This window comes from Caballeronia udeis (assembly GCF_044909315.1).
GTDB classification, from domain to species: domain Bacteria; phylum Pseudomonadota; class Gammaproteobacteria; order Burkholderiales; family Burkholderiaceae; genus Caballeronia; species Caballeronia udeis_A.
The window spans coordinates 89,286-101,191 of sequence record NZ_JBIYEB010000009.1 but is presented as its reverse complement, the minus strand read 5'-3'; the positions used below and the strand labels follow the sequence as shown (position 1 = coordinate 101,191).

7 protein-coding genes are annotated in these 11,906 nt (G+C 63.3%); 2 read left to right on the top strand and 5 right to left on the bottom strand.

Features of this window, described 5'->3' with window-relative positions:
* Positions 1–34: 34 nt before the first annotated feature.
* From ABH944_RS16570 to ABH944_RS16555, 4 genes are all read right to left on the bottom strand, one after another.
* Entirely contained in the window at positions 35–1,984 is a 1,950-nt protein-coding gene (locus ABH944_RS16570; protein WP_404609177.1) for an amylo-alpha-1,6-glucosidase, read from the bottom strand.
* Complete coding sequence (locus tag ABH944_RS16565) at positions 1,981–2,457, bottom strand: nuclear transport factor 2 family protein (RefSeq protein ID WP_404609175.1); 477 nt, start codon at positions 2,455–2,457, stop codon at positions 1,981–1,983. Before ABH944_RS16565 ends, ABH944_RS16570 begins: the two co-directional genes overlap by 4 nt.
* A gap of 61 nt (positions 2,458–2,518) precedes the next feature.
* On the bottom strand, positions 2,519–3,799 hold the full coding sequence (locus ABH944_RS16560; RefSeq protein ID WP_404609174.1) for a DUF445 domain-containing protein: 1,281 nt from the start codon (positions 3,797–3,799) through the stop codon (positions 2,519–2,521).
* Between the two features lie 85 nt (positions 3,800–3,884).
* On the bottom strand, positions 3,885–4,289 hold the full coding sequence (locus tag ABH944_RS16555) for an ACT domain-containing protein (protein ID WP_404609172.1): 405 nt from the start codon (positions 4,287–4,289) through the stop codon (positions 3,885–3,887).
* Between the two features lie 93 nt (positions 4,290–4,382).
* On the opposite strand from ABH944_RS16555, the gene cynS reads away from it, so the two are divergent.
* A complete protein-coding gene (gene cynS / locus ABH944_RS16550; RefSeq protein ID WP_404609171.1) occupies positions 4,383–4,832 on the top strand; it encodes a cyanase in 450 nt (149 codons plus the stop codon).
* Here cynS and uvrA read toward each other — a convergent pair.
* Positions 4,826–10,663, bottom strand: a complete 5,838-nt coding sequence (gene uvrA, locus ABH944_RS16545; protein ID WP_404609169.1) for an excinuclease ABC subunit UvrA — start codon at positions 10,661–10,663, stop codon at positions 4,826–4,828. The two genes, cynS and uvrA, sit on opposite strands and share 7 nt — an antisense overlap.
* Before the next feature lie 324 nt (positions 10,664–10,987).
* On the opposite strand from uvrA, the gene ABH944_RS16540 reads away from it, so the two are divergent.
* Positions 10,988–11,881, top strand: a complete 894-nt coding sequence (locus tag ABH944_RS16540) for an SDR family oxidoreductase (protein ID WP_404609167.1) — start codon at positions 10,988–10,990, stop codon at positions 11,879–11,881.
* Positions 11,882–11,906: the final 25 nt, after the last annotated feature.

Below are 11,906 nucleotides of genomic sequence, written 5' to 3'. Positions count from 1 at the left end.
CCTTGACTAAAAGCGTGACGGAAAGACCGATAATCTAGCGCGTTTGCGGCATATCGGCAGGATCGGCATTGAGCAGACGTTCAAGGCGCAGGAGTTCGCCGAGCGACCACGCCTGGAATGGCGTCCCGCCGGGCGTGTGCGGCGCGTCACCGTCCGCGACTTCGGAAATGTGGTCTAGTCCCGCACGATGCAGATGCTCTCGCAGGGGCCTTAGAAACCGCTCGCGAGCGACGGCTTTCGACGCTTGATCGTCGCCATGCACCCGCAACCAGGCGTCGACAAACGGCCCCATCAGCCACGGCCAGACCGTGCCCTGGTGATACGCACCATCGCGTTCCAGCGGCGTGCCGGTGTAACGGCCCTTGTAGGCGGGATCGGTGGGTGACAGGGTCCGAAGCCCGAGCGGCGTCAGCAAAAGCTCCTCGCATTGATCGACAACGGCGCGTGCGGCAGCGCTATTCTCGACCACGCCGAACGGCAAGCCGCCCACGGCCAGAAGCTGGTTCGGACGGATGGAGCGGTCAAGCTTGCCCGCCTCGTGGCCGGCGTCGACCACGTCATGGAGCCCACCGCCGGCGGGATCTGTGAAACGTTGCTGGAACGCGTGAGTGGCACGCGTGGCCGGCTCCGTCCAGCGTGGATTCCACGCGGCCGCTATGCGCAACGCGTTGATCCACAGCGCCTGCACTTCCACCGGCTTGCCAATGCGCGGCGTCACCACCCAGTCGCCCACCTTCGCGTCCATCCACGTGAGTTGCACGCCGGGAACGCCGGCCCGCAGCAGGCCATCGTCAGGATCGGCGGAAATCTGGAAACGCGTGCCGCCTGAGTAACCCTCGAGAATGCCGTCAACCGCTTGCTGCAACCGGTCCCGCGTTTCCCGTTGAGCGTGGCCTGTGGCGAGATAGTCGTGCACGGCGATCACAAACCACAACGAGGCATCCACCGAGTTGTATTCCGGCGCACCGCTGTCCGGGAAACGATTCGGCAGCATGCCTTCGGAGAGGGTGCCGGCCCATTCGAGCAGGATCGATTCAGCGTCGCTAAATCGGCCGGATGCGATCAACAGACCACGCATTGCGATGAAGGTGTCGCGGCCCCAGTCGGTGAACCAGGGGAAGCCGGCGAGGATCGTGCTGCCCGCGTTTCGCGCCACGATGTAGGCGTCGGCGGAACGATGCAGCGGCGTTGCAAAAGCCGCACGACGGGTTCGTTCGATACGGTCAAGCTGCTTCGCGATATCGGTGGCGTTCGTCTTCGCGCCCACGTTCGCGCTCAACACAAGCACCGCTTCGCCCAGCGATAAATCGAACGAAAAGATCCCGGGCGTGGCGAGGTCTTCGTTGAAATCCATGCCGCGTTCGCGCTCGACGGTATAGCAGAAGTTGCGGTACCAGTCAGGCGCATGCACATACGATCCATTCGATGCCGCGACGACCGCCGGCACGTCGCCATACGCTTGCCATCGAACCTGATCACCCGTCGCCGTGTAACTGAAGTTGAACGCGTGGTTCTCGTGATGCAGCGCGTGATAGTCGCGGCCGGACAGCAATGGCCTGACCTTGAGCGTGAACACCTCGCCTTCGAGCCGCCAGCGCAACACGGTCTGCGCGCTCTGTTTCGCGACGAATAGTTCGGCGGTCAGGATATGGTTGTCACCGACCTGGAAGCGCCACGTGGGCCAGGGGTCGGTATCGAATGAAAGCAGGCTGTCGGACGGATCCGGCCAGACCGAACCCGAGCCATAACGCTGCATGGACAGTGGAATGCGCGTCTGCCCCGAGGCATCCTCCAGCCAGGCCTCCACGCCGTTCACCAGCACCATGCGCCCGGCCGGCGGTTGCGTGGCCGTCAGCAGCAGCGCGTGGTACCGGCGGGTCCGTTCCGTGCCCGCCGTGCCCGATGCAAATCCGCCAAACGCGTCGGCTTCGAGCCATTCATCGTTGAGACAGCCTTCACTGGCCGGACATTCGAGGCGGGTCATTTTTTGGGTTGCTGCCGGTACGCTGTGAGACCTTTGCGCGCCTGCGCACGGATCTTGTTCTGCACGAACGAGCTCCAGCCGAGCAACAGGCCCTTGAGCCCCAGTGCCTGCCGGCTCCATGCCCAAAGATCGAAGTTGTCGCGATGCTCGAAGATCAGGCCATCGCGAATCGAAAACCGCGCGTTGATACGGTTGACCACCGTGCGCCCGGTCTGCGTGAAACGATAGGTCGCGACCCAGTTCGCCGTTGCCGTCTGGCCGACGGTCTGGATGTCGCTGAAGGTCAGCGAGAATTCCGTGGCGCGTGAAATCAGCATGCGCCACATGTCCGACGCTTCGCGGCCTCGCAGCACGCCGAACACGGGATCGCTGAACTGGACGTCGGGCGCATAGCACGCCGCCATGGCTTCGGCGTCGGAACGCTGAAAGGCTTCGTAGAAGCGCTGGATCAACGCGGCGTTCGGGTCCGTCATGTTCGGTCTCTTTTCTAGAGGAAATTAGCTGACCGCGGCTACAAGGATTTGATTCCGCAGCTTAAACCATGAACGTGGAGACTGCGTGAATGATCAGGCCGACCGCACCGCCCACCAGCGTGCCGTTCACGCGGATGAACTGCAGGTCGCGGCCTACGCTCAGTTCCACGTCGCGCACGAGCGTGGCGTCGTCCCAGTTGCGCACGGTCGCGGCAATATGCTCGGCAATGCCGTCGCGCAGATCTGGCGCGAGCGACTTGAGCGCGTCACGCATGTGCTCGTTGATTGATGCACGCAACGCCGGGTCGCTGCCCAGCGCGGCTGCGAACGACGCCGACGCGCCCGTCACTTTCCTGTGCAGCGTCGAATCCGGCTGCGCGAGATCGTGGCGCAGCCAGTCCTTGAATTCGTCCCACAAGCCATTCACGTAGGTGCGCAATTCCGGGCGTTCGAGCCATTCACGCTTGTGCTGGTCGATGCGCGCGCGGAACGCCGGGTCCGTCTTCAGGCGTTCTATGAATCCTTCTACCGTCCTGTCGAAAGCCTGACGGCGCTCGTGTTCCGGATTGTCGCCAATGTCATGCAGCCACTTGTTCGCGCCTCGCACCAGGCCGCCCGCGAACTTGTTGCCGAGGTCTTCGGCGCTCAGGCCCACAAAACCAAGCATGCCGATCAGTTTCGGATATTCCTCGCCGGCCACATCCAGGATCTTGGCCGCGAGGAGCGCCTGCACTTCCTCGCCGTCCAGCCATTGAGCGAGTTCGCGCAAGCCTTCGTCGAGCAGCATCTGATGGCGGCGATCCACCGTCAGCGTGGACAGCAATCCGCCCACCGCGCCGGCCAGGTCGAATTGTTCGGCGCGGCGGCGCAGGGCTTCGTGGAGCATCGACTTCACGCGTTCATCGTCGACGAAATCGAGCATCTGGCCCGCCGCCGCGACCGCTTTTGCGCCCAGCAACGCGGCGTTCGCCGGTTCCGCCAGCCAGACCGCGAGACGACCGGCGGGGTCGAAGGCGTCCACGCGGGCGACCAGCGCTTCGGTGCTAAGAAATTTGTCGCGGATGAATTCCGCTAGGTTGTCGGCAACCCGCGCCTTGTTCGCCGGCAGGATTGCCGTGTGCGGAATCGGCAGCCCGAGCGGGTGGCGAAACAGCGCCACGACGGCGAACCAGTCGGCCAGCGCGCCGACCATGGCGGCTTCCGCGAAAGCGGAGACCCACGCCCAGGCGCCGGCGTCGTGCTGGCTCTTGGCGAGCAGGAATAATGCGGCAGCCGCGACCAACAGGCCGGCGGCGAACCATTTCATCTTCTTTAGTGCGAGTGCTTTGTCCTGCGTTGCCATCTTGGTCCGGTGGGTTTCTTGGTGGAATAAGGCCGCCAGCATACCAGTGACACGAGAGGCGAGTGAATGGCCGTAACGCGGCTGCTCAAAGTCCCTCGCGCTGGAGTTGCTGCAGTGCAACCATCGCGGCGCCAGCAGATTCGATCGGCACGAAGATGTGATCGTGGTACGCAGCGGCCACCACGTTGCAACTGACGTTGACTCGGCCGAGCGCCGTGGCGAAGGCCGCGGTCAGGCTGACTGCCTGGAGGTCGGAGTGAACGGTGAGCGTGATCCACGCGGCGCGGAAAAGGGGCTGGATGCCGGCTGCCGATGCCTCGCCCTCTTCCACGATGATCGTCAAGCCTTCGCGTTCGCGGAACGTCGCGAGGGGGATGATATTTCCGAGGTCATGGGTAAAAGGCACGGTTGCGTAGACGTACACGCCTGGCTGGAGTTCGGGGGACATGGACGCAAGCAGCGTGCTCAGGTCGGCGATAGGGTGGGTCATGGTCTGGATTTTCCGCAGTTATTTTTGTCCACCAGCCAGCCGTGCGATCGGCCGATACACTCGCTGAAACAATCCCTTCAGGAGTGACGCGAAATGATTTCCGATCGCAGCGAAGTGACTCGCATGATTCTCGCCGCCAAGGTGAGCAAAGGTCTGAAATGGGCCGACGTGGCGGAGAAAGTCGGCTTGAGCAAGGAGTGGGTGACGGCAGGCTGCCTGGGACAGATGACGTTCTCCAAAGCACAGGCCGAAGTCGTCGGCGTATGCTTCGACCTCTCTGACGAAGCCGTCGCCTGGCTGCAGATTGTGCCCTATAAAGGCTCATTGCCGACCGCCGTCCCGACCGATCCGCTGATCTATCGATGGTACGAAATAGTGAGCGTTTACGGGAGCACGATCAAGGAATTGATCCACGAGGAATTCGGCGACGGCATCATGAGCGCGATCGATTTCTCGATGGATATCCAGCGCGAACCCGATCCCAAAGGGGACCGGGTCAACGTGGTCTTATCGGGGAAATTCCTCCCCTACAAGAGTTACTGAAGCGCCTCGGCCGTCTCCGTCCCGCGTTCCAGCACCGGCCGCAGCGCGGCACCTGTGTGACTGCGCGGATTCTTCGAAAGCGTATCCGGATCGGTCGCGGCCACGATCGATCCGCCTTCCGTGCCGCCCTCCGGCCCGAGATCGATCACCCAGTCGGCTTCGGCGATCACGTCCAGATCATGCTCGATCACCACCACCGAATGCCCGCCATCCACCAGCCGATGCAGCACGCGAATCAGCTTCGCGACGTCGGCCATGTGAAGGCCCACGGTGGGCTCGTCGAGCACATATAGCGTATGCGGCGCTTTCTGCCCGCGCCGGCCGATATCGTCCCTCACCTTCGACAACTCCGTCACCAGCTTGATCCGCTGCGCCTCTCCGCCTGACAAAGTGGGCGACGGTTGCCCAAGCGTCAGATAACCCAGCCCCACATCCTTCATGAGTTGCAGCGGATGCGAGATGCTTGTCATCGCGGAGAAGAATTCGACGGCCTCGTCAATTTCCATTGTCAGCACTTCGCCAATGTTCTTGCCGCGCCACGTCACCGCCAGCGTTTCCGGATTGAAGCGCTGGCCGTGGCAGACGTCGCACGGCACTTTGACGTCGGGCAGGAAGCTCATGGCGATGGTGCGCACCCCCTGGCCTTCGCAAGCCGGGCAGCGGCCTTCGCCGGTGTTGAACGAGAAACGCGATGCCGTGTAACCCCGCGCGCGGGATTCGAGCGTGTCCGCGAACAGCTTGCGGATGGTGTCCCACATGCCGATATACGTCGCGGGACACGAGCGCGGCGTCTTGCCGATCGGCGTCTGGTCGACTTCGAGCACGCGGTCGATGGTCTCGAACCCGGTCACCTCCGTGCACCCTTGCCAGCGATGCGTAACGTCAAACTTCACGCGTGGCGCCTCGCGCGACAACACGCTCGAGCGGTTGCGCGCTGGCATGTCGGCTTGCGCGGTCTTGCGGGCGCGGCGGGTCGCCGGCGACGACAGCACCGAGCGGCCCACGGCATCGAGCAGATTGGTCATCAGCACATCGCGAGCAAGCGTGGACTTGCCGGAACCGCTCACGCCCGTGATCGCAATCAGCCGGCCGAGCGGCATGCTCGCGGTGACGTTGCGCAGGTTGTGCAGCGTTGCACCGTGAACCGTGAGCCAGTTCTCCGGCGTGGCGGCGCGCTTCGCGGTAGCGGTCTTTACGTCGCGACGCGCTTGCAACGGATGCTGGATCGGGTTCGCCAGATACTGGCCCGTGAGCGAATCAGGCTGCGCCGCGAGATCGGCCACGCGGCCTTGCGCCACGACCGTACCGCCGCGTTTCCCTGCACCCGGCCCTATATCGATGATGTGATCCGCACGGCGAATCGTGTCCTCGTCATGCTCCACCACCACCAGCGTGTTGCCCTTGTCGCCAAGTTTCTTCAGCGCGTCCAGCAGGATCTTGTTGTCACGCGGATGCAGGCCGATGGTCGGTTCATCCAGCACGTAACACACGCCCTGCAGGTTGCTGCCGAGTTGCGCGGCCAGGCGAATGCGCTGCGCTTCGCCGCCCGACAGCGTGGGCGCCGCACGATCCAGGCTCAGATAACCCAGGCCGACTTCTTCGAGGAACAGCAAACGGCCTTCGATTTCACTGACCACGTCGCGGGCAATATCCGCATCGCGGCCCTTGAGCTTCAGCTTCCTGATCCAGCCGCGTGTTGCGCTGACCGTCCAGCGGCCGACTTCCGTTATGGGCTGATCGCCGAATGTCACCGCCCGCGCGACTTCGTTCAGCCGCGTGCCGTTGCAATCCGGGCATGGCTGGTCACCCACATCGTCCGGTTCCTGTTGCGCCGATGGAATCGTCTGCTCGCGGCCGCGGCCGTCGTCGGAGATCACGGTGTCGTCATAGACTTCGCGCTGTTCGCGCGTCAACGTGACGCCGGTGCCCACGCAGGTGTGGCACCAGCCGTGCTTGCTGTTGTACGAGAACATGCGCGGGTCGAGTTCGGGGTAACTCGTGCCACAGACCGGACAAGCGCGTTTGGTCGAGAACACGCGGATCTCGCCAACGTGCTTCGTCCCCTTCTTGCCGCCGTTCAACGCACCATGCAGGTCGTCGAGCGGCGCCAGCAAGTGCATCACGCCCTTGCCGAGTTCGAGCGTCTCCAGCAGCATTGTTTTCAGCGCCGCTTCATCGTTCGCGCTGACGACCAGGTCGCCGACCGGCAACTCGATGGTGTGCTCCTTGAAGCGATCGATCTTCGGCCACGGATCGACGGAAAGGAACTCGCCGTCCACCCGCAAATGCGTATGTCCGCGGGTCTTCGCCCACTTCGCGAGGTCCGTGTAGATCCCCTTGCGGTTCACCACGAGCGGCGCAAGCAAGCCGATATGCTGACCCTTGAAATCCCGCATGATCTGCGCGACGATCGATTCGGGACTTTGCGCCGTCACCGGCGCGCCGTCGTGGACGCAATGCTGGATGCCGAGCTTCACGTAAAGAAGCCGCAGGAAGTGCCAGACTTCGGACGTGGTCGCGACCGTACTCTTGCGGCCGCCACGCGATAAACGCTGCTCGATGGCCACCGTCGGCGGAATACCATAGACGGCGTCCACTTCAGGACGTCCGGCCGGCTGCACGATCGAACGCGCATACGCATTCAACGATTCCAGATAACGGCGCTGGCCTTCGTGGAAGAGAATATCGAACGCCAACGTGGACTTGCCCGAGCCCGAAACGCCCGTGATCACGTTGAACTTGCCGTGCGGGATATCGACGTCGAGCGACTTCAGGTTGTGCTCGCGTGCGTTGACAATCCGCACCACGTCTTCACCCTGCAATGCACGCCGCGCCGCCGCAACTTCAGCGGCCAGTTGCAGCGGAACACCCGCTGCGCGCTTCTGCGCCGCGCCGGGCGCCATTGCTTCTTCGTAGTCGAGCAGTGCCTTGCCGGTATGCGATTGCTCGCATGCCGAAACATCGTCCGGCGTGCCAACGCAGACCACCATGCCGCCCGCGTCGCCGCCTTCCGGACCGAGATCGATGATCCAGTCGGCCGCACGGATCACGTCAAGGTTGTGCTCGATCACGATCAGCGAATGGCCGCGTTCCAACAGGCGTCGCAATGCCTGCATCAGCTTGGCGATATCGTCGAAATGCAGACCCGTTGTGGGCTCGTCGAACATGAACAGGCGGCCCGGCTGGTTGCCGCTCGCTTGCGCCGTTTCCGCGAGGAAACCCGCCAGTTTCAGGCGCTGCGCTTCACCGCCGGACAGTGTTGGGACCGGTTGCCCGAGCTTCACATATTCCAGCCCGACATCAACAATCGGCTGCAACACCCGCAGCACTTCCTTGTCTTTCGCAAAGCACGCAACGGCTTCGCTCACGGTCAGGTCGAGTACATCCGCCACGCTGAGCGACTTGCCGCCGCGCTCGATCTGCACATCCAGGATTTCCGCCCGATACCGCCGTCCATCGCAATCCGGGCAACGCAAATAGACGTCGCTCAGGAACTGCATCTCGACGTGTTCGAAGCCCGAACCGCCGCAAGTCGGGCAACGGCCATCGCCGGAATTGAAGCTGAACATGCCTGCGCTATAACCGCGTTGCGCGGCCAGCGGCGCTTTGGCAAACAGCTTGCGGATCTCGTCGAACGCGCCGACATAACTCGCCGGATTCGAACGCGCCGTGCGGCCGATCGGCGATTGATCGACGAAGATCACTTCGCTCAACGCATCGGCGCCCTTCAACGCGCGGAACGCGCCCGGCGATTCGGTCGCCTTGCCGAAATGACGCAGCAACGCGGGTGCGAGCACGTCCTGGATCAGCGTTGATTTACCCGACCCCGACACGCCCGTCACGCACACCAGCCGCTGCAACGGGATCTCGACGGTGACATCGCGCAGGTTGTGTTGGGTCGCGCCTTCGAGCACGAGCCGCGGCGTCTTTGCATCGACTGCGCGACGCTGCCAGTTCGATGCATGCGCAACATGCTTGCGGCCACCGAGGTACGCGCCCGTCAGCGTGTCGCTATGCTCGATGTCGTTCGGCGAACCGTCATAGACAATCTCGCCGCCGCGTTCACCCGGCCCCGGACCCATGTCGATAAGACGATCCGCCGCAAGCATCACCGACGGGTCGTGCTCCACCACCACGAGCGTATTGCCCGCATCGCGCAGCCGGTGCATGGCTTCGACAATGCGGTTCAGGTCGCGCGGATGCAAGCCGATACTCGGTTCATCGAGCACGAACAGCGTATTCACCAGCGACGTGCCAAGCGCGGTCGTGAGGTTGATCCGCTGCACTTCGCCGCCGGACAAAGTGCGGCTCTGGCGATCGAGCGTGAGGTAACCCAGGCCGACATCGCAGAGATATTTCAGGCGCGTGCGGACTTCGTTGTGCAGGAGCTTCAGCGCGTCGTCGAGCAGCGTGCTCGGCAAGGTCAACGAGTCGAAGAAGCGGCGGATGCGGTCGATCGGCATCAGCATCAGGTCGTGCAGCGTGAGACCGGGCAGCGCTTCGAGTTGCGCCCTTGTCCACTCCACGCCCGCGGGCAGGAAACGATCGGCCGGCTTCAGTACGGCGTCTGCTTGCTCCTTCGTGCCGAGACGCCATAACAGCGCTTCGGTCTTGAGGCGCGCGCCCTCGCACGTCGGGCATTTCGTGTAGCTGCGGTATTTCGACAGCAACACGCGGATGTGCATCTTGTACGCTTTCGATTCGAGGTAATCGAAGAAACGCTGCACCCCGTACCACTGGTTTTGCCACTTGCCGGACCAGTCGGGCGAACCGTTGATCACCCAGTCGCGCTCCTTCTGCGTCAGTTCGCTCCAGGGCACGCCAAGCCGGATTCCCGCTTTCGCGCCGTAGCGCAACAGGTCGTCCTGATTCTCTTTCCATGCGGGCGTCTGCAGCGTCTTGACCGCGCCGCCGCGCAGCGTCTTGCGTTCGTCGGGAATCACGAGGCCGAGATCCACGCCGATCACCCGGCCGAATCCCCGGCACGTTTCGCACGCACCATACGCCGAGTTGAACGAGAACAACGCGGGTTGCGGATCCGCGTAGCGGATGTCGCTTTCGGGGCTGTGCAAGCCCGTGGAGAAGCGCCACGTCGGCGTGTCAACGGGCTTGTCCGCGCCTTCCGCGCCCGGCTCCGGCAACACGTAGACATTGACGCGGCCCGTGCCGCGCAGCAGCGCACTTTCAATGGCCTCCAGCGCCCGCGACCGCTCCGTCTTCTGCAAGCGGAACCGGTCTGCGACCACGTCGAGCATTTGCCGGCCGTTCACGTGCCGCTTTGCCTGCACGCGCGTATAGCCGCTGGCGGAAAGCCACTGCGCGACTTCGTCGTCGCTCGCGGACTCGGGCAATTCCACCGGAAACGTAATCGCGATCCGCGGATCGTTCGCCTCCGTGCGCTCGAGCAATTCGACGTAGATGGTCTCCGGCGTGTCATGCCGGACCTGATGCGAGGTCTTTTTATCGAAGAGCTCGGCGGCGCGTGCGTAGAACAGCTTCAGGTGATCGTTCAGCTCGGTCATCGTGCCGACGGTCGAACGCGAACTGCGCACCGGATTGGTCTGGTCGATAGCGATTGCCGGCGGCACGCCGTCCACGCGATCTACTTGCGGACGGTCCATCCGGTCGAGGAATTGCCGCGCATACGCGCTGAACGTTTCGACGTAGCGACGCTGGCCTTCGGCATAGAGCGTGTCGAACACGAGGCTCGACTTTCCCGAGCCGGAAGGACCGGTCACCACGGTCATCTGACCCGTGTAAAGGTCCAGATCGATGTTCTTGAGATTGTGCTGGCGAGCGCCGCGAATGCGGATTGCGTTGTTGGATGCCAATTTTTCCTAACCGGTTCAATGAGTTAGATCGTCCGCTAGTGCGCTTGGGCGAAGCGTGGCCCGCGCTGGGAAGCCGCCGTTCGACGCGCATTAGCGAGATAACAGCCGATGAAGTCGACACTGTACACCCATACAGTGTTTTCGACAGGGCCTGGGAGGGTGAAAAACAGCCGTGAAGGACATGCGCGATCCGAAATCGCTGGAGGCTTTCGTACCGGCGCCGATCATCCTGTTAATCGGTATACCTGGATAACGTCACTACTTTACCCGGATAGCTTATGCGCCGAGAGTAGCTTCCATTCATCGTTGATCTGGAGGATCTCTATGCGTGTATTCGTTACTGGTGCGACCGGCTTTGTCGGCTCCGCCGTGGTTCAGGAACTGCTCGCCGCGGGGCACACGGTGCTCGGCCTCGCCCGCTCGAATGCCTCGGCTGCGTCGCTTGCCGCGACCGGAGCGGAGGTGCATCGCGGTTCGCTCGAAGATCTCGACAGTCTGCAACGCGGCGCGGCCGCCGCGGACGGCGTGATCCATACGGGCTTCAACCACGACTTCTCGAAATTCGCCGAGAACTGCGAGGTGGACCGGCTTGCCATCGAGACACTCGGTGCCGCGCTCGCGGGCTCTGAGCGCCCCCTGCTCGTTACCTCGGGAGTCGCCCTCCTCGCGTCGGGCCGGGCGGCAACCGAGGCGGACGAACCTGTGCCGACTTCCGCCGTCTATCCCCGTGCTTCGGAAGTCACAGCCGCTTCGCTGGCGGCACGCGGGGTATGCGCGTCCGTGGTCCGCCTGCCGCCGTCGGTCCATGGCCATGGCGATCATGGATTCGTACCACGCCTCATCGGCTTCGCACGCGACAAGGGCGTCTCGGCCTATCCGGGCGATGGCCTCAACCGTTGGCCCGCCGTTCATAGGCTCGATGCTGCCCGTGTCTACCGGCTGGCGCTCGAGAAAGGAACCGCAGGAGCCCGCTATCACGCGGTCGGCGAAGCGGGTGTGCTGTTCAAGGACATCGCCGGCGTGATCGGGCACCACCTGAACCTGCCGGTCGTCAGCAAAACCCCTGGAGAAGCGGACGAACACTTCGGTTGGTTCGCGATATTCGCGGGATTGGACGCCCCGGCCTCAAGCCAGCGGACAAGGGAACTCCTGGGGTGGGAGCCGAAGCAGCCCGGGTTGATCGCCGATATGAACCAGGCGGGGTATTTCGGGGGTTGAGGATGCGACTGGGGAGGTGTCCGTT

What these genes read in the sequence shown, in the direction of transcription:
- ABH944_RS16555 (WP_404609172.1), bottom strand. Translation starts at nt 4,289, where the DNA reads ATGACCCACCCTATCGCCGACCTGAGCACGCTGCTTGCGTCCATGTCC.
- ABH944_RS16560 (WP_404609174.1), bottom strand. Translation starts at nt 3,799, where the DNA reads ATGGCAACGCAGGACAAAGCACTCGCACTAAAGAAGATGAAATGGTTC.
- cynS (WP_404609171.1), top strand. Translation starts at nt 4,383, where the DNA reads ATGATTTCCGATCGCAGCGAAGTGACTCGCATGATTCTCGCCGCCAAG.
- ABH944_RS16565 (WP_404609175.1), bottom strand. Translation starts at nt 2,457, where the DNA reads ATGACGGACCCGAACGCCGCGTTGATCCAGCGCTTCTACGAAGCCTTT.
- ABH944_RS16540 (WP_404609167.1), top strand. Translation starts at nt 10,988, where the DNA reads ATGCGTGTATTCGTTACTGGTGCGACCGGCTTTGTCGGCTCCGCCGTG.
- ABH944_RS16570 (WP_404609177.1), bottom strand. Translation starts at nt 1,984, where the DNA reads ATGACCCGCCTCGAATGTCCGGCCAGTGAAGGCTGTCTCAACGATGAA.